This is a genomic window from Bacillus cereus group sp. RP29 (genome assembly GCF_040459765.1).
Classification (GTDB): domain Bacteria; phylum Bacillota; class Bacilli; order Bacillales; family Bacillaceae_G; genus Bacillus_A; species Bacillus_A paranthracis.
Window position 1 is genome coordinate 552,703 of the sequence record NZ_JARVHN010000001.1, and the last position, 22,298, is coordinate 575,000.

Here is a 22,298-nt window from a genome sequence, read left to right on the forward strand (position 1 = left end):
TTGATATATGTGGTGTTACGGCCGGTGTAATTTCACTTTATAAAGAAATCGTATATAACGTTCCGTTTAAAGCAAAGGAAGTGCGGCCCGTTTCTTCAGAGACAACTAAAATAAGGGCATCGCTTTTTTCTGATAAGCCAATTGCAGCTCTGTGACGTGTTCCTAGTTCAGGATCAACTTCTGTGCTTTTCGTGAGCGGAAGAATATTGGCAGCTGAGACAATATGATTATTTTTAACGAGAACGGCTCCATCATGAAGAGGGTTACCTGGATAAAATATTGATTCGAGTAATGGTGCGGTTAAATGAGCGTTTAATGTCGTTCCAGTTTGAATGAAAGCTTCAAGCGTCTCGTTTCGTTCCACAACGATAAGAGCGCCATGTTTTCGGGCGCTTAAATGTTGGATAGCTGTCGTAATAAAAGATGAACTTTCCGTATAAGGTGATAAATATGCTTGAATATAGTATGTAGCTGCCAATGTTTGTACATTTGCTAACATATGATGAATATCTTCCATTTTGCATAAAATACATTCGTCTTCTTTATCGATTGCGCTCCTCATAATCGATAGTTCTTTTTCAGCAATTTCAATCATTTGCTTTGTTTGTATTTTGAGCTCTTCTGACAAGCCCCATTCGCGCATAATCCTCATTCCCTTTAGTGGAGTATTTAACAATAGTGTATACAAATATTCCTAGTAAAATCCTGCTAGATTTTATAAAATATTGAGATACAGCATGTTTTTTTCATATAATAAAGGTATGACGAGCGAGAGGAGAGAGAAGAATGAATTGGAAACAAGAATTTAATCGCTGGCTTTCTTACGCACAATTAGATGCAGAATTAAAAGAACAGCTAGAAAATATGAAGCAAGATGAGAAGAAAATCGAGGATAGCTTTTATAAAAATCTAGAGTTTGGCACAGGTGGTATGCGTGGTGAACTTGGTGCTGGTACGAACCGTTTAAACGTATATACAGTTCGTAAAGCGACAAAAGGATTAGCAAGCTTTATCGAAAAGTTAGGTGAGGAAGCGAAAAAACGCGGTGTTGTTGTAGCATATGATTCTCGTCATAAGTCACCTGAGTTCGCAATGGAAGTTGCTGCTACACTAGGTGCACACGGCATTACAACATATGTGTTTGAAAGCTTACGTCCAACGCCAGTGCTTTCTTTCGCAGTTCGTCATTTACATACAGTGAGTGGAATCGTTCTTACTGCAAGTCATAATCCGCCTGAATATAACGGTTATAAAGTATACGGTGAAGATGGTGGACAGTTGCCTCCGAAAGAAGCTGATGAATTAATTAGCTACGTAAACGCAGTAGAAGACGAGTTAACAGTTGAGGTTGCTAATGTGGAGCAATTAAAAGCTGACGGTTTATTACATATTATTGGACAAGAAGTCGATGATGCATATGCTGCAGAATTGAACAATGTCATTATTAATAAAGAAATGGTGGAAAAGGCCGGCAAAGATTTAAAAATCGTCTTCACACCACTACACGGAACATCAAATATTTCTGTACGCCGTGGTTTAAAAGAAGTTGGATTTACAGATGTAACAGTTGTAAAAGAGCAAGAGTTACCAGATCCGAACTTCTCTACAGTAAAATCACCGAACCCAGAAGAGCATGCAGCATTTGAATATGCAATTCGTGACGGTGAGAAGGTAGGAGCGGATGTGTTAATCGCAACGGATCCTGACGCAGATCGCCTTGGTGTAGCAGTTCGTAATCACGATGGTGAGTTCCAAGTATTAACTGGTAACCAAACAGGTGCATTAATGCTTGATTACTTATTATCTCAAAAGAAAGAAAACGGAACGCTACCAGAGAACGGTGTCGTATTAAAAACAATCGTAACGTCTGAAATTGGTCGTACAATCGCGAAAGCATACGGTTTAGATACAGTTGATACGTTAACTGGATTTAAATTTATCGGTGAGAAAATTAGACAGTATGAAGAAAGCGGACAATATGAATTCCAATTCGGTTATGAGGAAAGCTATGGTTATTTAATCCGCCCATTCTGCCGTGATAAAGATGCAGTACAATCTGTTCTATTTGCATGTGAAGTAGCTGCGTACTACAAATCACAAGGTAAAACGTTATACGATGGTCTATTAGAAGTGTTTGAGAAGTACGGTTTCTTCCGTGAAGATCTTGTATCGTTAACGCTAAAAGGAAAAGATGGAGCGGAAAAAATCCAAGAGATGATGGCAACATTCCGTGAAAATCCTCCGAAAGAAGTAGCGGGCTTAACAGTCGTGGCAGTTGAAGACTATAAAGCAAGCATCGTTACATCTTTACAAGATGGACATAAAGAAGAGATTCACTTACCGAAATCAAATGTGTTAAAATATCAATTAGAGGATGGTTCATGGTTCTGCCTACGTCCATCTGGAACTGAACCGAAGATTAAGTTCTACTTTGGTGTAAAAGATAGTTCTTTACAAAATAGTGAACAAAAGTTACTTACTATTAAAGAAGATATTATGAATCGTTTATAATATAAAGTAATTTTAAGTAGTAAGGAACAAAAGGGAGCGAAATCTCCCTTTTGTTTTATGTAGGAAATGATTGCTATTGATTCCGACAGGAGAGAGGGTATTTTGTGATGAAAAAAGTAAGAAAAGCGATAATCCCAGCAGCTGGATTAGGAACACGTTTTTTACCAGCAACGAAAGCGATGCCGAAAGAAATGTTACCGATTGTTGATAAACCAACTATCCAATACATTGTAGAAGAAGCAGTAAAATCAGGAATCGAAGATATTATTATCGTTACTGGTAAAACGAAGCGTTCTATTGAAGATCATTTTGATAATGCATTTGAGTTAGAGCAAAACTTATTAGAAAAGAAAAAGTATGAGTTACTTGAAAAAGTACAGGCTTCTTCAAAAATGGTAGACATTCACTACATTCGTCAAAAAGAACCAAAAGGATTAGGTCACGCTGTTTGGTGTGCGCGTAAATTCATTGGTGATGAGCCATTCGCTGTTTTATTAGGTGATGATATCGTTCAAGCTGAAAAACCATGTTTACGTCAATTAATTGAAGAATATGATAAAACGCTTTCTTCTGTTATTGGCGTACAAACGGTTCCAGAAAATGAAACACACCGTTACGGAATTATCGATCCGTTAGAGCAGGAAGGACGTCGTTACCAAGTTCGCAATTTCGTTGAGAAACCAGCAGCAGGTACAGCACCTTCAAACTTAGCAATTATGGGACGTTACGTTTTAACACCTGAAATCTTCATGTTCTTAGATCAGCAACATGTTGGTGCTGGTGGCGAAATTCAGTTAACAGATGCAATCCAAAGCTTAAATGAAATTCAACGTGTATTTGCTTACGATTTCGAAGGAAAGCGCTACGATGTAGGTGAAAAGCTAGGATTCGTTCAAACAACAATCGAAATGGCACTGCAACACCCAGAATTACGTGATGACATGGTTGCAATGATGAAGAAAATTTTAGAAGAACAAGCGAATCAAGAGTCTTAATAAAAAAAGAGTTATTTCAGCAAGCTGAAATAACTCTTTTTTTATTAAGAAATCGTCGAATGAGAATGCTGATAAGCAGAACGACGCACAGCATAGTATATGCGAGGTGCGATAATAGCACCGATAATTGTAAATGCAATATCTTTTACTGCAAACCACATCATAATCATCCAAGCAGCTTTATAGCTCATATTACCGCCCATAAAGAGATTGACTGCCCCGTACATGTAAGTAGTACCGATAATATAAGTTAAAATGATTCCTGTGAAAGAGGCAGTTGCAAATGTACGAAATGTTGGTTTTTCCTTTTGTTCTACGAGTTTTCCTGATACGTAAGCAACGATAATAAATGCGATAATAAAGCCACCAGTAGGATCTAAAAGTGCTCCAAATCCAGCTTTGAAGTTAGCGAAGATTGGTGCACCTGCTACTCCAACTAGCATGTAAACAGTCATTGATAATGCACCAAGTCTACTTCCAAGAAGAAGCCCTGCTAAAATTGCGAAAAATGGTTGCATAGATAATGGGATGCCCGCTACTTGCAGGAATGGTGCCCAAGATACAATATTTGCACCAATGGCCATAAGAGCGACGAACATGGCGGCTAATGCTAAATCTAAAACATGAAATCTCCTCATAATGTTAACCTCCTGTTGTTTTTAAGTTAACATTATCGTAGCGAAACTATTTACTTGTTGTCAATTAAAATATTTTGATAAGAAGGCTTCAAATACTCTCTTAGCAACGTATATGGAATACGAAATTGTGGAATGCCGCTTGAATAAGGCGCAATTTCATATAAAGGGAAATAAATGACGAGATTGTTCGGTTCTAAAAAGAAGTGAAACTTTTTCGTGCTCATGACTTTTTCAGTTGCATCAGGAAAATAAATACTTTCATTTTGTTTAATTTGTCTTACAATCTCAGCACGAATTACGTCTTTATATTTATCTTCTTGTTGAAATAAATCGTCTAAGTGTAGTAACTTTTTTTCTTTTAAATCAAATGTGTTAGCCTTCCACGTATAAAGACCGTGTGCTCCGCCTGTATATTGATAGTAATTCAAATATAGGCTGAGCAAAGGTGATTTATTTAAGGAGACTTTATAATCAACATTCGCCACGTACGGATGAAATGGTGTACTAGATCCTTCTGTTTCTTTATAATATTTTTTTGCGTCTTTTTCTAATTTTGTTTTAAATTTTTCAGTAGATTTTTTGTAATAGAAATTTAGCTTATTTTGAAACTTAGAATCGGAAAAGTTATGAAACGAAGGCCTATTGATTTGATATTCTATATAAGGTTTCTTACCTTTTTGCGTGACAGTCTGAACATCGATTGTCAGGTTGGATGCTTTGGCTGCTAGTGCACAATTTGGTACAATAGTCAGCAAGGAGAACATAAGCGATAGTATAAAAAATTTCTGTTTCATTTAGGTGAAACCTCCTTATATAAGTGTTATACGTAGTTTGAAAGTAAATAGGTAAAATTATACATTTAATTAAAGTGAGAGAAGGGGGAAACGATATGGCAAAAACTTTAATGGATTCGCTTGGAATTGAGTTGTTAGAGATGACAGAAGATAAGGTAGTTGCTACGATGCCTGTTGATGAACGTACACATCAGCCGTTTGGTTTTTTACATGGTGGTGCATCTCTTGCGTTGGCGGAAACAGTAGCAAGCGTCGGTTCATACAATTTAATTGATCAAGAGAAATGTATTTGCTTCGGTCTAGAAATTAATGCAAACCATATTCGCTCAAAGAAAGATGGAATTGTAACAGCAATCGGAACACCGATACATAGAGGAAACTCAACGATGGTTTGGGATGTACGTATCATTGATGAGAATGACGATTTATTATGTATTTCAAGATGTACAGTAGCAATTAAAGAAAAACGTGAAAAGTAAAAAAAGAGGCTGCTCTAATGAGCAGCCTCTTTTTCTTATAATTAGAACTGGATTTTCTTCTCTAAGAAACCTTTTAGTTCGCTAATTGGCATACGCACTTGTTCCATTGTGTCACGGTCACGTACTGTAACAGCTTTGTCTTCAACTGAGTCGAAGTCATAAGTGATACAGAATGGTGTACCGATTTCGTCTTGACGACGGTAACGTTTACCGATAGAACCAGTTTCGTCAAAGTCTACCATGAAGTCTTTAGCTAGTTCTGCAAATACTTCAGTAGCACCTTCAGATAGCTTTTTAGATAATGGTAAGATCGCTGCTTTGTATGGTGCTAAAGCAGGGTGGAAACGAAGAACTGTACGAGAATCGTTTTCTAATTGCTCTTCTTCATATGCATCACATAAGAACGCTAATGTTACGCGGTCAGCACCTAAAGATGGCTCGATGCAGTACGGTACGTAACGCTCATTCGTTTGTGGATCAATATAGTTAAAGTCTTCGTTAGAGTGTTCCATGTGACGTTTTAAATCGAAGTCTGTACGAGATGCAACGCCCCATAGTTCGCCCCAACCGAATGGGAATTTGAATTCAATGTCAGTTGTTGCGTTACTGTAGTGAGATAATTCCTCTTCACCGTGGTCACGAAGACGCATGCTTTCTTCAGTCATACCAAGTGAAAGTAACCAGTTCTTACAAGTTTCACGCCAGAATGCGAACCACTCTAAATCTTCACCAGGCTTACAGAAGAATTCAAGTTCCATTTGTTCGAATTCACGTGTACGGAATGTGAAGTTACCAGGCGTGATTTCGTTACGGAAGCTCTTACCGATTTGGCCAATACCAAATGGAAGTTTTTTACGCATAGAGCGTTGTACGTTTTTGAAGTTTACGAAAATACCTTGTGCTGTTTCTGGACGAAGGAAGATTTCGTTTGTGCTAGACTCTGTAACACCTTGGAATGTTTTGAACATTAAGTTGAACTGACGGATTTCAGTGAATTCTTCACTACCGCAATCAGGACATTTTACTTCATGTTCTTTCATTAAGTCAGCCATTTGGTCGAAAGTAAGACCATCAACAACCATTTCGATGCCTTTTGCATCTAATGCATCTTCAATTAATTTGTCTGCACGGTGACGCGCTTTACATTTTTTACAGTCGATCATTGGATCGTTGAAGTTACCAACGTGACCAGAAGCGATCCAAGTTTTTGGGTTCATTAAAATAGCAGCGTCTAAACCAACGTTGTATGGAGATTCTTGAATGAATTTTTTCCACCAAGCTTTTTTAACGTTATTTTTTAATTCGATTCCAAGTGGACCGTAATCCCAAGTGTTTGCAAGACCACCGTAAATTTCAGAACCAGGGAAAACAAAACCGCGATGTTTCGCTAAGTTTACTACTTGTTCCATTGAATACATAATAAAATCCTCCTTTTGAAAGTTAACGTATTGGCGATGACGTGCTCAGGTAACTTGTGAAACGAGCAGTATATGCTTTGAAAAACATAAAAAAACGCTCATCCCAAGGCTTAATTGCCTAGGGACGAGCGTTTGCCCGCGGTTCCACCCTAGTTGATACACAAAAGGTGCATCCACTTTATCACGTATTGCTCGAGACTGCCGTTTCCTTGCGGCTTCAGGCTTTCACTATCCCTGAATCGCTTTTTGTGCAAGTACTTATAAGTCCGTCATCGCTACTTATATTAATAATAATGAACATATTCTAACACGTTCTTTTTTAAATCTCAATAGAGGAACGCGTCTATCTATGATAGAGTCTCGCCTATTTTTTCGTTATTTATTCCGTAATTTTGTTTAATGTGCTTAATTGCTTCACGCCTGCTGAGTGGAGCAAGCTCGTTATTTTGCACGTATTCCCAAACGACATCGGGCTTTGTTTTTGCATATTCACGAAGGACCCATCCAATCGCTTTTTGAATGAAAAATTCTTTCGAAGAATGTAGTTGTCCAATAACCCAAAAAAGAAGTTCTTCATCCATCTTTTGTTTATATTTTAGCTGGAATAAAATAGCGGCGCGTTGTAACCATATGTTATCTGATGCAATCCATTTTGGAATATAGGCAGAAATCAATCCGGGATGTTGTAAAAAAATATCGCCTAAAAATGTAGGGACGATGCTATCGACAGTGTCCCACCAAGATTTTGTTACAATAAGTTCTTCTAAGAAGGGAATATGCGTTTCGTTTATATGCTTTTTATATTTTTGCATCATATCGAGTGCGGCTGCCTGAAATTCTCGTTCTGGTAAATCCCACAGCTCACGTACGATAATTTGGAAGTCTTTTGGATCTGGGAGAGTATGTATTTGGATGACGTCTTTTAGTAATTGTCTTCTTTCAGGTGTTTGAATACCGAGAAATGGGAAGTGATTTTTCATATAACGTGCCATCGGTTCTGCTTTTTCCGGATTTTTGTGAGCTATGAAATGCTCTTGTAATGTTTTTACAAATGGATGCATCGGTTGTTCTCCTCTCTTATTATGTTACTCCTATTATTATACAGAGAGTTTGGTTGAATTTTAAAACATAACTTGCAATGCAATGAAATATGTTGAGAGTAGAGAGGAGAGGATAAGATGGAAGATCAAGGCTTACTAGCAGGTTTCTTTGCTCTTAGTTTTGCGTTTATTCTTGTTATATTGATTTGGGCAGTTATTGCGTATTTGTTAACGGCTTTTGCACTGTATACGATGGCGAAAAATGACGGTGCAACGGATGGAGTTCTAGCATTTATTCCTTTTTTAAATAGTAAAATATGGGGTGATTTAGCGAAAGATAAATTACCCGATTTCTTGAAAGAAGAAGCAGGATGGAAAGTATTCGGCATATATGTCGCATGTTTCATTTTTAATTTCGTACCAATTTTATATTTAATAGCAACAGCTGTATCCATTGTGTTGTCTATTTATCTTATCTACGCTATTTTAGACAGATATGGAACGAACTCTATATTATTTACGATTATTCATGTCATCACATTTTCAGTGTTCTTGCCGATTCACTTGTTCATTATCAGAAATGAGCCGGTGAGGTATAACGAGTAAGTTTAATTTAAATATGTGTAATGAAAAAAGCGCCCTGGTTATCAGAGCGCTTTTTGTGCTACATAAGGTAGCGTACATAAATATAAATATGAGAAATGATTAATGAAACGATCATAATTGGGAAACCGACTTTTAAGAAGTCCATGTAGCTAAATTTATGTCCTTCGCGGCTTGCGATACCTGCGACAATTACATTAGCAGAAGCGCCGATTAATGTTCCGTTTCCGCCCAGACAAGCACCTAATGCTAATGCCCACCATAATACGTCGATTTGTGCGTCAGCAGGTGATAAACCTAATCCGACAGCCATATCGTTAATAAGAGGAATCATTGTTGCAACGAATGGAATGTTATCAATTGTTGCAGAGGCGATACCAGATACCCATAAAATAAGGATAGATGCGTAAGAAATATCTCCGCCTGTTATGCCAATTACTTTTTGAGCTAACATTTTAATAAGACCGATATCGATAAGTCCTCCAACGAGTACGAATAGTCCTGCGAAGAAGAAGATTGTTACCCATTCTACACTTGCGAATACTTCTTCAATTTCATGTTCTTTCACACCGATTAACATAAGTACAGTAGCACCAGTTAAAGCGATGATAGCTGCATCAACGTGGAAAATGGAATGAGTCATGAAACCTACAATTGTAAGTCCAAGTACTGTTAAAGATTTTTTCATTAATACTGGATCTTTAATGTATTGCTTTTCATCTAAACTCATTAATTTTTTAACTTGTACAGGATCAGCGATTAATTGTTTGCGGTACATGAAGTAAAGTATTGTCGCTGTCACACCAATGATAATAATTACGATTGGCGCTAAGTTTAGTAAGAAAGCATTGAAATCTAAATGCTTATTGGCAGAACCAATCATAATGTTAGGTGGATCACCAATTAATGTTGCTGTTCCCCCAATGTTTGAAAAAATAATTTCAGAAAGTAAATAAGGGACAGGATTTACTTGCAGTATGCGCGTAATAGATAAAGTAACTGGAACAACAAGAAGTACAGTTGTAACGTTATCTAAAAACGCGGAACCAAGTGCAGTAAGTAAGGAAAGTGAAATTAAAATTTTAATTGGATTTCCTTGCGCTCCTTTTGCTGCTTTAATGGCAACGTATTGGAAGACGCCCGATTTACTCGTAATGTTCACCAAAATCATCATACCGATGAGTAGTGTAATCGTCCCCCATTCAATATGTTTCGTAAAGGCATTGTGTAAATCAACAACCCCCATAATTACCATGAGTGCTGCGCCAAGAAGTGCGATGACAGCGCGATTAATTTTTTCAGAAATAATAATGGCATATGTAATTAAAAAGACTGCGATAGCAAAATAATACTGCCAGTTTGCGAGCTCTTGCGTTGTTTCGTGCAAAACTCTCATCTCCTTTCATTCACTTTTCTTAGTGTGTCAAAAATTAACTAGATGAAACACACATAACGTCATTATAAAGTAGAAAAATGTCGGATGTAAATGAAAGGGCTTATTTTGTTATATTTTCTGCAAAGGTTACTTTTTCTTATTTTTAAAAATATTTGCGGGCATTTGACATATATATAAGATACATCCAATCTGAATATTTAAAATGGAATTAGCATTCGAGCTTGTTCGTGTAGGAGTGTCAAATAGAAAGGAATGACAAAGATGATAAGGAAGGGATCGTATGAATGAACAACAATTTTTATTTTTGGATTTTGAGTTTACGATGCCCCAGCACAGAAAAAAACCAAAAGGATTTTTCCCGGAGATTATTGAGGTAGGACTCGTTTCGGTTGTTGGCTGTAAGGTAGAAGATACGTATTCAGCTCATGTTAGGCCGAAGACTTTTCCTTCTTTAACGGATCGATGTAAGAAGTTTTTAGGGATTAAACAAGAAGTCGTAGATAAAGGAATTTCGTTTCCAGAACTCGTTGAAAAACTTGCAGAATATGAAAAGAGATGTAAACCGACCATTGTTACGTGGGGAAATATGGATATGAAAGTGTTGAAGCATAATTGTGAAAAAGCGGGAGTAGATTTTCCTTTCCAAGGACAGTGTCGTGATTTATCACTTGAGTATAAGAAGTTTTTTGGTGAGAGAAATCAAACAGGACTGTGGAAAGCAATTGAGGCGTATGGAAAAGTAGGGACGGGGAAGCATCATTGTGCGCTAGATGATGCGATGACGACGTATAATATTTTTAAGTTAGTAGAAAAAGATAAAGAGTATTTAGTGAAACCAGCACCTCCAACATTAGGGGAACTCGTTGATTTTTCAAAAGTGTTAAAGAAAGTGAGTACACAGTAACGACCAAATTGCACAGTATGTAATTTGGTCGTTTTGTTTTTTAAAGTTTGTAGTCTTTTTTTAACTGCTCTAATGTTTCTAGACTACGAACCGCAAAAGGTGAATCATCTTCAGAAAATGAATTCATTTGAGTTTCTAATGCTAATTTGAGTGAATCTGTGTAATCTGGAATTTCTCCTTCATATTTCTTCACCATTTGCTCTGGAATGTTCGTCTGTTCACGAAAAGCTAAAGCACGTCTTTCGTGGAAAAATGGTACGTCAGCTTGTTTTACGTTATGTAAGTCACCTTGCACCGGATGTTTTAAAACAGCTAATACTTTTACGACGTAACTGCCAGGGCGGCTATTTGTAACCTCGCCAATGTATTTTCCCGTTTTATAAATACCAGTAACGATTTCGCCAATTTCAAATGTTTCTCTCATATTTTTCACCTCAAGTTTATAGTAAGGAAAGTAGGAGAAGGAGTCAAAGAAATCATTCGCTTTCGGAACGCCCCTTGAGAATATGAATAGGTTCAACTATAATTTAAATGTATATAACAGAAAATTCTGATGCTTTTCGAATCCTATAATTAAGGAGTGTTCGTTATGATGCCTTTATACTTTCCGGAAGATAAAACAGAATATATTATTCCAGGGATTGTTTGTGTTCTATTTATTATCGGTGCGATTGCTACATGGCGTATGTTCGTTCGTGTATCAAAACGAGAAGCAGATCGATTACAGAAAGTTGAAGAAAAGCTGTTAGCTGAAAAGAAACAGTAACTCATTTTTGTATGTTTCCCTCTATGCTCGGACAATCTAAGGGCAGAATGTATTTTGGAGGGAATAAAATGAAAAAACGGCTTTTTTTCAGTTGTTGTTTACTATTTCTGATGGCAGGTTGTGACCAAGGAAAGCCGAAAGAAATTGACGTGAAATTACATAATGCTTCAGGTGATGAAGTGGGGACTGCAAAAGTAACTCAGCAAACAAGCGGAGTGAAAATTACGATTAAAGGGGAAGGTTTCGCACCTGGCCCGCACGGACTACATGTACACGAAATTGGAGAGTGTAAAGCACCTCGTTTTGAATCAGCTGGAAATCATTTTAATCCAGATGATAAAAAGCATGGACTACTCAATCCGAAGGGTGCAGAAAACGGTGATTTACCGAACGTAATTGCAGATGGTTCTGGAAAGATTAAAGCAGAAATTGATGCGCCGCATATAACGCTTGAAGAAGGAAAAACGACGATTCATAGAAAAGATGGAGCGTCTATTATTATTACAGAAAACGCTGATGATGGCATGACACAACCGACAGGTAAATCAGGTGATCGAATTGCTTGTGGTGTTATTGTAAAAAAAGCGTCGGATATGAAGAAAAAGTAAAAGCTACCGTGCGCGGTAGCTTTTTTGTGTAGTGTAAGTGAAAATATATCAGCGATTATTGGAATATATCGACTGTAACTTAAAATATATCAGCGATTATTGGAATATATCGACTGTAACTTAAAATATATCGGCGATTATTGGAATATATCGACCGTAACTCAAAATATATCGGCGATTTTTAAAATATATCGACTTACCGACAAAAGTTGACAAAGGAGGCTGTCCCAAACAGTCTCCTTTCTTATTATGAAAACGTATGGCGCAGTCTATTTAAAATTTCTTCTAAAACAGACCTTGGACAGCCGATGTTAATTCGAATATGTTCTTCGCCGCCTAATCCGTACTTCTCACCAGGCTCAACAATAATTTTTCCTTTTTCTTCGAGCAATTTAGTGCGCTCATCTTGAGAAAGCTGTAGGCGAGAGCAATCAATCCATAATAAAAAGCTACCTTCTGGCTTCGTTACGGAAAGAGTAGGTATGTGATCTTTCATATATTTACAAGCAAATTGAGCATTATCTTCTATATATAATCGAATTTCATTTAGCCAATCGTTACATTCTGTATAGGCACTTACCATCGCTGTATAGGCAAATATATTTAATCCGTGGAAGCCTTGTCTATATTGGATAGATGTAAAGGCTTGACGGAGTTTTTCATTTGGAATGATAATAATCGATGCTTGTAATCCAGCGATATTAAATGTTTTACTTGGAGCCATACAAGTAATCGTGCGCGCTGCTAATTCTTCGGATAAAGAAGCGAACGGTGTATGTGTATGATCTGCGTAAATAATATCGGAATGAATTTCATCTGCGACAACGATTACATTATATTTGGTACATAAAGATCCAAGCTTTGTTAGTTCCTCTTTCGTCCAAACACGCCCTATCGGATTGTGAGGACTGCAAAGAAGCATGAGTTTAATGCCTTGTTGAAATTGCCTTTCTAAATGCTCAAAGTCTATCGCATATGTATCATTTTGTTTCTGTAATGGACTTACGCATAATTGTCTGTTGTTTGTTGTGACCATTTCGAAAAATGGGGGATAAATAGGTGGTTGTACGAGAACGGATTCGTTTTCCTTTGTGAAGGCCTGTATGCTCGTACTAAGAGCTGGAACGATTCCGGCGCTAAAGACAATCCACTCTTTTTGAATATCCCAGTTGTACTGTTTTTTTGTCCAGTTACAAATAATATCGCCAATATTTTCGGGAGGAAGTGTATAGCCGAAAATAGGATGCTCGATACGTTTCTTTAAAGCAGCTTGAATTGGTTGTGGTACTTCAAAATCCATATCAGCAATCCAAGCATGGATAAGTTCTTCGTTTTTATATGTATCCCATTTTATACTATGGGTTCCACGTCGATTGACTGTTTTATGAAATAGTTGCATAAGTTTGCCCCCTTCTTCTGTAAAACCGTTAAGTTATGAAAGTTCTCTCTCTTCTTATAGAATAGCTGATGTGATAGGATAAAGAAAAGTATTAAAAAGTGAAAAGGCGGGAAGCGAATGGGTACATATGAAAAGATGATAGAGGTTGTGAAGAATTGGGATCCGTTTCAAATGGGACCGGAGTTTTATGAAACAGAAGCGAGCGATGTTGTGAACGTCGCAAGTGTGTTTGATGATTCAAAATACATCGCAAAGAAGATTCAACATATATACTTTATGTCTTTTGAGGAAGTACCTGCGCTTGAAAAATGTGAGAAGTTAGCTGTGGAATTACTTGTAATAAAAGAAGGCGGAAGTTGTTCATTGTAGGCTGTCGGAATTTCCGACAGCCTTTTTATATTACTGCGCAGAAAAAGCCATAATTTCTTCATAAACATGTTCCGGTTTTTCTTCAGGTAGTAAATGCCCTGTATTTTCGTAAGAAATAAATTTCGAATTCGGTAAATCTTTGTGCAGACGATGACCCACATGTACAGGGACGACCCGATCTTTTTCACCCCAAATGAGTAGCGTAGGTGTTTCGATTTTTTGTAATTCAGTTGAAGATAAGTCACCTTCACGATCTCGTATCATACGAGTTAAAGCGGGGAATATACGGTTGTCATAAAAAGGAGCAGAGTAACCGGCCTTCATTTCATCGTCAATTAATGAATGATCATGAACGACATTCATTAAGTTATGAACAATGCCGCGCCGTATAATCCAATTCTTTACGTATAAATGAAAGAACGGTAAATAAGAAGAGTACAGTAAAGGTAAAGTTGCGCGTGCTAAATAGCTAGAGCTACATAGTAAAATTGTCTTTGAAATTAATTCAGGACGTATACGGTTTACGTAAAGTGAAATTTGGCCGCCCATAGAATGTCCAACTAACACAATGTTTGAGAGAGATAAGTGTTCAATTAAATCGATTATAATCATTGCTAAATTATGATAAGAATACTTAAATAGATGAGACTTATCACTCTTCCCGAACGGTGGTAAATCAAGGGCAATGACTGTTCCTTCTTTTGATAATAAAGGAATTAGACGGCGGTAGCTGAATGAGGAAGATAAAAAGCCGTGAACGAGTACGAAAGTAGGACGTTCTGTTTTATTTTCATGTTCATACAATTCGTAATGAACAGTAGTGCCGCGAGTGGAAAAAGTGAAATAAGGACAAGTAGATTCGTGATTCATTTTTTGTCACTCCATTGATTTTTGTTCATATCATTTCCAAGGCAGAAAAAAATATGTTAACAAAAAAAGGCAAGATGACGATGTCATCTTGCCTTTCGTATATTCAGTATTACCCGCGAACAATATTAGGCGGTGTTTTTCCTTGTAACGCTGTAACTAAATTTTCAGCGGCGGTCATAGCCATTTGTTGCCTAGTTTTTAATGTTGCAGATCCGATATGTGGTAAGGTCACAACATTTTGTAATGATAAGAGCGGATTGTCTTTTTGAATCGGCTCTTGTGTAAACGTATCGATGCCTGCTGCAAAGATTTTCTTTTCTGTTAACGCATCGATTAACGCTTCTTCATCTACTGTTTTCCCGCGAGAAGCATTAATGAAGATAGCTGTTTCTTTCATGAATGAAAATTCCTTTTCTCCGATAAGATGGTACGTTTCATCTGTTAATGGAGTAAGAAGAACGATAAAGTCAGACTGCTTTAGAAGTGTCTGTAAATCACAATATGTAGCATCGAATTTTTGTTCAGCTTCTTCTTTTCGGCGACGGTTATAATAAAGAACATCCATATCAAATCCGAATTTCGCTCGTTTTGCAACAGCTTCACCAATTCGGCCCATACCGATAATGCCGATTGTACTATGGTGTACATCTAGCCCAAAGTGCTCTTTTCCAATTTCCGCATTCCATTTACCATTTTTTACGTAGGAGTCGAGTTCACAAACACGACGACCAGCAGATAACATAAGAGCAAAAACGAGGTCAGCTACTGTATCATCTAGTACGTAAGGTGTATTTGTTCCGATGACATTGCGCTTTTCCATCGCTTGTAAATCAAAATTATCGTAACCGACAGAAATGTTGCTTACTACTTTTAAGTTAGGAGCCGCCTCCAATAATTCTTCATTAATAGCAGATCCGAAATTTAATAAACCATCTTTATCTTGTATTTTCTCTAGTAGAACATCACGAGGTACCTTCTCATTTTGCTCCCATTTTTCATAATCACAGTGTTCTGATAAATAGTTTTCTACAAATGTTGGAACTGGTTCAGCAATATAAACTTTTGGTTTCACGATTCCATCCCCTTTCGCTTTATCATGCATTTTTCTGCTGAGTAAAGTTTCACTTTACCCCGCTTTAACGAGCAGTAAGACTCCCACCTAAAAAGACGGTTGAGACAAAGAAGTGAGGTGGGAGATCAAGCCCGATTGGAGCGGGCTAATAATCCATGGGGTGAACCTTTCCGTGGATTAAAGTTTCACTTTATTTTGACATAATTCACTAAAAAAATCTTCTTTTCAAACTGGAAAGGCTATTTGTATAATTTAGACACAAACGAAAAGGAAGGATGATTTATATGGTGACAGAAAAAGAATTAGAATTATTAGCTTGTCTTGAAAAAAGTAGTCGATTATCTGTAGATATATTAGCGAAGCTGTTAAATATAGAAGTAGAAGAAGTAAAGAAAATGGTTGAAAAATTAGAAGCGGAAAAGATTATCGTGGATTATGTAACACATATCGATTGGACGAAGGTGAAAGAACATACAGGTTTAACGGCAATGATTGATGTGAAAGTTACGCCAAAGCACGGCGTTGGGTTCGATGCGGTTGCTGAGCAAATTTATCGTTATTCAGAAGTGAAATCTGTGTATTTAATGTCAGGGACATATGACCTTTCTATTACATTAGAGGGAAAGACAATGGGAGAAGTGGCGATGTTTGTTTCTGAGAAATTAGCAACAATTGAATCTGTCGTTTCTACGACAACGCATTTTATTTTGAAGAAGTATAAACATGAGGGGATTATTTATGAAAAAAACGATGATGATAAGCGAATTGTGGTGACACCATGAAGCAATTTGAACTATCTAGAGCAGCGGAATCTTTACAACCATCTGGTATTCGAAAGTTTTTCGATTTAGCAGCAAATATGAAAGGTGTTATTTCGCTTGGAGTAGGAGAGCCTGATTTCGTTACACCTTGGAATGTGAGGCAAGCATGTATCCGTTCTTTAGAACAAGGATATACGTCATATACAGCAAATGCAGGATTATTGGAGCTCCGTCAAGAAATAGCAAAGTATCTAAAAAAACAATTTGCAGTTTCTTATGATCCAAACGATGAAATCATTGTTACAGTTGGAGCAAGTCAGGCGTTAGATGTAGCGATGCGCGCCATTATAAATCCTGATGATGAAGTACTCATTATTGAGCCAAGTTTCGTTTCTTATGCCCCGCTTGTGACATTAGCTGGAGGCGTTCCAGTTCCTGTGGCGACTACTTTAGAAAATGAATTTAAAGTACAACCAGAACAAATTGAAGCAGCTATTACAGCGAAGACAAAGGCAATTTTACTTTGTTCACCAAATAACCCAACAGGTGCAATGTTAAACAAGTCCGAGCTTGAAGAAATAGCAGTGATTGTTGAGAAGTACAATTTAATCGTATTATCTGATGAAATTTATGCAGAACTTGTATACGACGAAGCATATACAAGTTTCGCGAGTATTAAAAATATGCGCGAGCATACGATTTTAATTTCGGGATTTTCAAAAGGATTTGCAATGACAGGATGGCGTCTTGGTATGATTGCAGCTCCTGTTCATTTTTCAGAATTAATGCTCAAAATTCACCAATATTCTATGATGTGTGCCCCAACGATGTCTCAGTTCGCAGCACTTGAAGCGTTACGTGCCGGGAATGATGAAGTAATTCGGATGAGAGATAGCTATAAGAAACGCCGTAATTTTATGACGACATCTTTCAATGAAATGGGATTAACGTGTCACGTGCCGGGCGGAGCATTTTATGTCTTTCCTTCAATCTCTTCAACTGGACTATCTTCAGCGGAATTTGCAGAACAGTTATTATTAGAAGAAAAAGTGGCTGTTGTACCTGGAAGTGTATTTGGCGAAAGTGGCGAAGGGTTTATTCGTTGTTCGTATGCAACATCGCTTGAACAGCTTATGGAAGCAACGAAGAGAATGGAACGGTTTATAGAGAATAAAAAAAGGACAAAACACAATACGTTTTGTCCATAAAAGGGGGGAATACTAGAAAGCCATGTGTTAGTATTCTATCCTAATATTGGAGAATTATACTTACTTAAGGAAATTTTTTCATGAATTTTGAATGAGCTCTGTCATAGTGGTATAATTTACTAATATAAGGTATGCGTATCCTGAGTAGCTTTACTTACGGTACGTATTAACTAATCGGATATTTAACAATAAATCATCTGCTTTGCTATCTACAATTGTAGAGAAAATGGTAAACGTATGGGAGTGTTTCATATGTCAGAACAATATACAACAGGAGTGGTTGTAACAGGGAAAGTGACTGGGATTCAAGATTACGGTGCATTTGTAGCGTTAGATGCAGAAACACAAGGACTTGTGCATATATCTGAAATTACAAATGGATATGTAAAGGATATTCATGACTTTTTAAAAGTCGGCGATACAGTAGAAGTAAAAGTACTTTCAATTGATGAAGAACACAGAAAAATGAGTTTATCGTTAAAAGCGGCGAAAAGAAAACAAGGACGGATTCTTATACCGAATCCATCTAAGGACGGATTTAATACGCTGCGAGAAAAGCTAACAGAATGGATTGAAGAGTCTGAGTTAACAAAGTAAAAGAGGAGCGCATATGAGCGTTCCTCTTTTACTTTTTCTTATGATATATATTTGCAAATATGATTGCATGCAATCATATTCGTATGTCGAAGGTGAGTAAGGACATACTGACTAGCGAATTTCGTTCGTTTCTGGGTGAGTACCAAGATTTTCTGATGGTTTAAAGAGTAAACCAAGATTGATCAGCCCAGAAATACCGACGATGCCGTAAATAATACGTGCAAGAGCTGAGTTTTGTCCACCGAAAATGGCTGCCACTAAGTCAAACTGGAAGAACCCAATTAATCCCCAGTTTACAGCGCCAATTACAGTAAAGACTAATGCGATACGTTGCAAAGTACTCATGAAAAAGCCCCCCTTAATTGTGAAGCATGAGCAAGCGATGAGTTAATTAACTCTTTTATAGAATGGGGTAGTTATGTTGTTTTTATACATAAAAAATGTTCGAAATAGGATGTATATACATCTATACCGAAAAATGCGAATTTTTATGCAAAAAATGAACTTTTTTTAAAAAATATATATTGGTTACGTTTACAAGGGGTGAATCGCTTGATTTACAACTTCAGTTTCGCTAAAGTGAATACAGAAATACATATCCATAATTGGAGGGAAAAAGATGAGTACACATGTAACGTTCGACTATTCTAAAGCGTTATCCTTCATCGGTGAACATGAAATCACTTATTTACGTGATGCAGTGAAAGTAACACATCACGCAATCCACGAAAAAACTGGAGCTGGGAACGATTTCCTTGGGTGGGTAGACCTTCCGCTTCAATATGACAAAGAAGAATTTGCTCGCATTCAAAAATGCGCAGAAAAAATTAAAAATGACTCTGACATTTTACTTGTTGTAGGTATCGGTGGTTCTTACCTAGGAGCACGTGCAGCAATTGAAATGTTAAACCATTCTTTCTACAACACACTTTCTAAAGAACAACGTAAAACTCCACAAGTGCTATTTGTTGGACAAAACATTAGCTCCACTTATATGAAAGATTTAATGGATGTACTAGAAGGCAAAGACTTCTCTATTAACGTTATTTCCAAATCAGGTACAACAACAGAGCCAGCACTAGCATTCCGTATTTTCCGTAAGTTATTAGAAGAAAAGTATGGAAAAGAAGAAGCTCGCAAACGTATTTATGCAACGACAGATAAAGCGCGTGGTGCATTAAAAACATTAGCTGATAATGAAGGTTACGAAACATTCGTTATTCCAGATGATGTTGGAGGACGTTTCTCTGTATTAACGCCAGTTGGTTTATTGCCAATCGCAGTGAGTGGCTTAAATATTGAAGAGATGATGAAAGGTGCAGCTGCTGGTCGTGAGGACTTCGGTACATCAGAACTAGAAGAAAACCCAGCTTACCAATACGCAGTAGTTCGTAACGCTCTATACAATAAAGGAAAAACAATTGAAATGCTTGTTAACTATGAGCCAGCACTTCAATACTTCGCTGAGTGGTGGAAACAGTTATTTGGTGAAAGTGAAGGAAAAGATCAAAAAGGTATTTTCCCATCTTCAGCAAACTTCTCAACTGACTTACATTCATTAGGTCAATACGTTCAAGAAGGTCGTCGTGACTTATTTGAAACAGTTCTAAAAGTAGGTAAACCTACACATGAACTAACAATCGAATCAGAAGAAAACGATTTAGATGGATTAAACTACCTTGCTGGTGAAACTGTAGACTTCGTAAACACGAAAGCATACGAAGGTACATTACTTGCACATAGCGATGGCGGAGTACCAAACTTAATCGTAAATATTCCTGAATTAAATGAGTACACATTCGGTTACCTTGTATACTTCTTCGAAAAAGCATGTGCGATGAGCGGCTACTTATTAGGCGTAAATCCATTTGACCAACCAGGGGTAGAAGCATACAAGAAAAACATGTTTGCTTTACTTGGTAAACCAGGATTTGAAGAATTAAAAGCAGAATTAGAAGAGCGTTTAAAATAATAAAAAGCGGCCGGAATCCGGCCGCTTTTTATTATTTCATCGAAAAGTCCATCAGTATATTCAAACTAGAGTGGGTATGCTAAAGAAAAAGTCTAGGAGGGATGGACTTGATTCCGATTCATTCAAATTTAGAAGGACGTACATATGCGTTATATAAGTTAGAAGAAATAATGAAGCCACTCGGATATAGCATTGGTGGCAATTGGGATTATGATAAAGGATGCTTTGATTATAAAATTGATGAAGAAGATGGCTATCAATTTCTGCGAGTGCCATTTACAGCCATTGATGGAGAACTAGATGTACCAGGCGTAATAGTTCGTCTTGGAACGCCGTATATTCTTTCGCACGTATATCAAGACGAACTAGATGATCATGTAAATACGTTAACAGCTGGAACGAGTGGGATGGATCAATTTGCTGAGCCGAAAGATCCAGATGGAGATGTGAAAAGAAAATATATCAATATTGGGAAAGTGCTCATGCAAGAATTAGAGCGTCATTTTACTAATGGTGAATAACAATGAGTATGTCGCTTTCAATGAGAACAAAGGAATGAACTGGATTAATCATATATTGTTCGTCGCGCTTTATACCTAGTAAGAGAATGTTTTGCTTTAAAAGAGTATAGCTACAATTGGCAAAAGTTTGTCCGGTGCAGGACATAGGAAGCTCCATCAGTTGTAATTTATTATCAGAGATTTCGTCGTAAAGTGAAAATAGTACACCTGAAATGGAAGGGAATAAAAGAGAAGCGGTAAATACATAGCTCGTTAATTTATTTCCTTCTATAATTTCTGACACGCCAGCTCTCGTTGCATTTTGTATTTGTTCAGAAGTAAGAAGTTCAGCGATGCAGTGAATGTTTGGGTTGAGCCCTTTTGCAGTTAAAATATTTAAAATGGACTGTGTATCCGCTAAGCTTTCATTTTTTTCTTTATCGGCTGTTATTAATATGGTGTGTGCCGTTGTAATATTAGCTTTTAATAACGTTTGGTCGTGATGGGGGCACCCCTTTATAAATTCTAAATGATGAAATGGTTTTGGCAGTAAAGAAAGTGTTTCATCAATTAAAACGATATCAAGGTTTGGTTGTAGTACGTGCATTTGTTTTACAACATGTTTTGCTCGTTCATTCCAGCCGACAATAATCATATGACCGTTAGAAGTCGCAGCTTCTTCTCCTTTAACTTTCATATATTGTTTATTAATCATTTCAGTAGCAAACAGCACCATATAATAAGAACAAAATCCAGTTCCTAATAAAATAATACTCATACCGATAAGTTTCCCGATTAGTGTATGAGGGGCAAAGTCACCATAGCCAACAGTGAAAATTGTAACGATTGACCACCAAATTCCATCAAACCATGTGGTAAAGTGTGATGGTTCTAATCTATGTATAAGAAAGCCGGAAAAAGCAGTAAGTATAACAATAAAGCAAATTAAACGAAAAATAATGGAATCACGAAATGTATCTACTAAATTCGGACGGGATTTCAATTGCCTATTCCTCCTTACTTTGCAGGACTACATTCATTGTTGCCATTATAGAAAAAAGAAAAACTCTCTAATTTAAAAGAGAGTTTGTTTTACGTTACATACTTTCCACTTCAGTTTGTTGAACACTTTCGAGATGCTGGAGAGCATAGTAAACATCAGCAGTATGTCTTTTTTGATCGATACATAATTTAAGATGTAAATAGTGAGAACCATTTTCTAACGTTTTAAGCTTCATATTCTTCACTTTTATATCCATTTCTTTTATTTCCTCAATTACAACTGGGATATTGTCCATATTTCGCACAACAAGTTTTACTGCGATATCACGTTGACGAAATGATCTAGGTCCTACAAATTTCATTGTTAATGGTATAAGTTCAACGCTAATCATAAGG

Annotated in this window: 26 protein-coding genes (1 of these 26 running past the window's edge); 13 read left to right on the forward strand and 13 right to left on the reverse strand. The window is 37.0% G+C overall.

Translation table 11 applies throughout. The features are described 5' to 3' along the window. Positions 1 to 37: 37 nt before the first annotated feature. Positions 38 to 643: a sporulation-specific diadenylate cyclase CdaS gene (gene cdaS, locus QCI47_RS02745; RefSeq protein ID WP_001209528.1), complete on the reverse strand. Its 606-nt coding sequence runs from the start codon at positions 641 to 643 to the stop codon at positions 38 to 40. A 143-nt stretch (positions 644 to 786) separates the two neighbouring features. Here cdaS and QCI47_RS02750 point away from each other — a divergent pair, with 143 nt between their 5' ends. Further along, positions 787 to 2,511 carry a phospho-sugar mutase gene (locus QCI47_RS02750; RefSeq protein WP_071742205.1) on the forward strand — a complete coding sequence of 575 codons (1,725 nt, stop codon included), beginning with the start codon at positions 787 to 789 and terminating at the stop codon, positions 2,509 to 2,511. Positions 2,512 to 2,618: 107 nt separating this feature from the next. Then, positions 2,619 to 3,506, forward strand: a complete 888-nt coding sequence (gene galU, locus QCI47_RS02755) for a UTP--glucose-1-phosphate uridylyltransferase GalU (RefSeq protein ID WP_061131951.1) — start codon at positions 2,619 to 2,621, stop codon at positions 3,504 to 3,506. A gap of 44 nt (positions 3,507 to 3,550) precedes the next feature. Here the strand turns inward: galU and QCI47_RS02760 are convergent, their stop codons facing one another. Beyond that, the gene (locus QCI47_RS02760) at positions 3,551 to 4,144 is read right to left on the reverse strand and encodes a biotin transporter BioY (protein ID WP_001252157.1); all 594 of its coding nucleotides are present in this window, start codon (positions 4,142 to 4,144) and stop codon (positions 3,551 to 3,553) included. Between the two features lie 50 nt (positions 4,145 to 4,194). Next, positions 4,195 to 4,938 carry a DUF3298 and DUF4163 domain-containing protein gene (locus QCI47_RS02765; protein WP_000810358.1) on the reverse strand — a complete coding sequence of 248 codons (744 nt, stop codon included), beginning with the start codon at positions 4,936 to 4,938 and terminating at the stop codon, positions 4,195 to 4,197. A gap of 95 nt (positions 4,939 to 5,033) precedes the next feature. Between QCI47_RS02765 and QCI47_RS02770 the strand changes: the two genes are divergently transcribed. Further along, positions 5,034 to 5,417, forward strand: coding sequence for a hotdog fold thioesterase (locus QCI47_RS02770; RefSeq protein WP_001140608.1), 384 nt, complete (start codon positions 5,034 to 5,036; stop codon positions 5,415 to 5,417). A 41-nt stretch (positions 5,418 to 5,458) separates the two neighbouring features. Here the strand turns inward: QCI47_RS02770 and QCI47_RS02775 are convergent, their stop codons facing one another. Together QCI47_RS02775 and QCI47_RS02780 are read right to left on the reverse strand one after the other, a co-directional pair. Continuing rightward, positions 5,459 to 6,835 (reverse strand): glycine--tRNA ligase, encoded by a 1,377-nt coding sequence (locus tag QCI47_RS02775; protein WP_000287154.1) that lies wholly within the window; start codon positions 6,833 to 6,835, stop codon positions 5,459 to 5,461. A 347-nt stretch (positions 6,836 to 7,182) separates the two neighbouring features. Then, entirely contained in the window at positions 7,183 to 7,896 is a 714-nt protein-coding gene (locus tag QCI47_RS02780; RefSeq protein WP_000553331.1) for a DNA alkylation repair protein, read from the reverse strand. A 117-nt stretch (positions 7,897 to 8,013) separates the two neighbouring features. On the opposite strand from QCI47_RS02780, the gene QCI47_RS02785 reads away from it, so the two are divergent. After that, on the forward strand, positions 8,014 to 8,481 hold the full coding sequence (locus QCI47_RS02785) for a hypothetical protein (protein ID WP_000390057.1): 468 nt from the start codon (positions 8,014 to 8,016) through the stop codon (positions 8,479 to 8,481). A 58-nt stretch (positions 8,482 to 8,539) separates the two neighbouring features. Here the strand turns inward: QCI47_RS02785 and QCI47_RS02790 are convergent, their stop codons facing one another. Beyond that, the gene (locus QCI47_RS02790; protein WP_000545225.1) at positions 8,540 to 9,865 is read right to left on the reverse strand and encodes an ArsB/NhaD family transporter; all 1,326 of its coding nucleotides are present in this window, start codon (positions 9,863 to 9,865) and stop codon (positions 8,540 to 8,542) included. A gap of 289 nt (positions 9,866 to 10,154) precedes the next feature. On the opposite strand from QCI47_RS02790, the gene kapD reads away from it, so the two are divergent. After that, positions 10,155 to 10,778 (forward strand): 3'-5' exonuclease KapD, encoded by a 624-nt coding sequence (gene kapD / locus QCI47_RS02795; RefSeq protein ID WP_001005369.1) that lies wholly within the window; start codon positions 10,155 to 10,157, stop codon positions 10,776 to 10,778. Between the two features lie 40 nt (positions 10,779 to 10,818). Here the strand turns inward: kapD and kapB are convergent, their stop codons facing one another. Beyond that, positions 10,819 to 11,202 carry a kinase-associated lipoprotein KapB gene (kapB, locus tag QCI47_RS02800; RefSeq protein ID WP_001209341.1) on the reverse strand — a complete coding sequence of 128 codons (384 nt, stop codon included), beginning with the start codon at positions 11,200 to 11,202 and terminating at the stop codon, positions 10,819 to 10,821. 165 nt (positions 11,203 to 11,367) lie between these two features. Here kapB and QCI47_RS02805 point away from each other — a divergent pair, with 165 nt between their 5' ends. Both QCI47_RS02805 and sodC read left to right on the forward strand, forming a co-directional pair. Continuing rightward, the gene (locus QCI47_RS02805) at positions 11,368 to 11,544 is read left to right on the forward strand and encodes a hypothetical protein (RefSeq protein ID WP_000982758.1); all 177 of its coding nucleotides are present in this window, start codon (positions 11,368 to 11,370) and stop codon (positions 11,542 to 11,544) included. Between the two features lie 68 nt (positions 11,545 to 11,612). Continuing rightward, positions 11,613 to 12,152, forward strand: coding sequence for a superoxide dismutase [Cu-Zn] (sodC, locus tag QCI47_RS02810; RefSeq protein WP_000746504.1), 540 nt, complete (start codon positions 11,613 to 11,615; stop codon positions 12,150 to 12,152). 247 nt (positions 12,153 to 12,399) lie between these two features. On the opposite strand, the gene QCI47_RS02815 is transcribed toward sodC, so the two are convergent. After that, positions 12,400 to 13,551 carry a MalY/PatB family protein gene (locus QCI47_RS02815; RefSeq protein WP_061131733.1) on the reverse strand — a complete coding sequence of 384 codons (1,152 nt, stop codon included), beginning with the start codon at positions 13,549 to 13,551 and terminating at the stop codon, positions 12,400 to 12,402. Between the two features lie 117 nt (positions 13,552 to 13,668). Between QCI47_RS02815 and QCI47_RS02820 the strand changes: the two genes are divergently transcribed. Next, positions 13,669 to 13,920 (forward strand): YugE family protein, encoded by a 252-nt coding sequence (locus tag QCI47_RS02820; protein ID WP_000537636.1) that lies wholly within the window; start codon positions 13,669 to 13,671, stop codon positions 13,918 to 13,920. A 30-nt stretch (positions 13,921 to 13,950) separates the two neighbouring features. Here the strand turns inward: QCI47_RS02820 and QCI47_RS02825 are convergent, their stop codons facing one another. Both QCI47_RS02825 and QCI47_RS02830 read right to left on the reverse strand, forming a co-directional pair. Beyond that, complete coding sequence (locus tag QCI47_RS02825) at positions 13,951 to 14,790, reverse strand: alpha/beta fold hydrolase (RefSeq protein ID WP_001015185.1); 840 nt, start codon at positions 14,788 to 14,790, stop codon at positions 13,951 to 13,953. Between the two features lie 109 nt (positions 14,791 to 14,899). Then, a complete protein-coding gene (locus tag QCI47_RS02830) occupies positions 14,900 to 15,892 on the reverse strand; it encodes a 2-hydroxyacid dehydrogenase (RefSeq protein ID WP_000543731.1) in 993 nt (330 codons plus the stop codon). 254 nt (positions 15,893 to 16,146) lie between these two features. Here QCI47_RS02830 and QCI47_RS02835 point away from each other — a divergent pair, with 254 nt between their 5' ends. From QCI47_RS02835 to yugI, 3 genes are all read left to right on the forward strand, one after another. Next, a complete protein-coding gene (locus tag QCI47_RS02835) occupies positions 16,147 to 16,644 on the forward strand; it encodes an Lrp/AsnC family transcriptional regulator (RefSeq protein ID WP_309423432.1) in 498 nt (165 codons plus the stop codon). After that, positions 16,641 to 17,831: an aminotransferase gene (locus QCI47_RS02840; protein WP_000808516.1), complete on the forward strand. Its 1,191-nt coding sequence runs from the start codon at positions 16,641 to 16,643 to the stop codon at positions 17,829 to 17,831. The genes QCI47_RS02835 and QCI47_RS02840 overlap by 4 nt, the downstream gene beginning before the upstream one ends. Positions 17,832 to 18,083: 252 nt before the next feature. Beyond that, complete coding sequence (gene yugI / locus QCI47_RS02845; RefSeq protein WP_000003767.1) at positions 18,084 to 18,428, forward strand: S1 domain-containing post-transcriptional regulator GSP13; 345 nt, start codon at positions 18,084 to 18,086, stop codon at positions 18,426 to 18,428. Positions 18,429 to 18,539: 111 nt separating this feature from the next. Here the strand turns inward: yugI and QCI47_RS02850 are convergent, their stop codons facing one another. Beyond that, the gene (locus tag QCI47_RS02850; RefSeq protein ID WP_000105788.1) at positions 18,540 to 18,773 is read right to left on the reverse strand and encodes a DUF378 domain-containing protein; all 234 of its coding nucleotides are present in this window, start codon (positions 18,771 to 18,773) and stop codon (positions 18,540 to 18,542) included. Positions 18,774 to 19,047: 274 nt separating this feature from the next. Here QCI47_RS02850 and QCI47_RS02855 point away from each other — a divergent pair, with 274 nt between their 5' ends. Together QCI47_RS02855 and QCI47_RS02860 are read left to right on the forward strand one after the other, a co-directional pair. Continuing rightward, positions 19,048 to 20,400: a glucose-6-phosphate isomerase gene (locus tag QCI47_RS02855; RefSeq protein ID WP_000103660.1), complete on the forward strand. Its 1,353-nt coding sequence runs from the start codon at positions 19,048 to 19,050 to the stop codon at positions 20,398 to 20,400. 107 nt (positions 20,401 to 20,507) lie between these two features. Next, positions 20,508 to 20,921: a YugN-like family protein gene (locus tag QCI47_RS02860; RefSeq protein ID WP_000612285.1), complete on the forward strand. Its 414-nt coding sequence runs from the start codon at positions 20,508 to 20,510 to the stop codon at positions 20,919 to 20,921. Here the strand turns inward: QCI47_RS02860 and QCI47_RS02865 are convergent. Both QCI47_RS02865 and QCI47_RS02870 read right to left on the reverse strand, forming a co-directional pair. Further along, positions 20,908 to 21,903: a potassium channel family protein gene (locus tag QCI47_RS02865; protein ID WP_000842331.1), complete on the reverse strand. Its 996-nt coding sequence runs from the start codon at positions 21,901 to 21,903 to the stop codon at positions 20,908 to 20,910. The two genes, QCI47_RS02860 and QCI47_RS02865, sit on opposite strands and share 14 nt — an antisense overlap. A 94-nt stretch (positions 21,904 to 21,997) precedes the next feature. Next, on the reverse strand, positions 21,998 to 22,298 hold the end of the coding sequence (locus QCI47_RS02870; protein ID WP_000386681.1) for an MgtC/SapB family protein. Its footprint extends 380 nt past the window's final position; 301 of the gene's 681 nt are visible here — the last part of the coding sequence; its start codon lies beyond the right edge, outside the window; it ends in the stop codon at positions 21,998 to 22,000.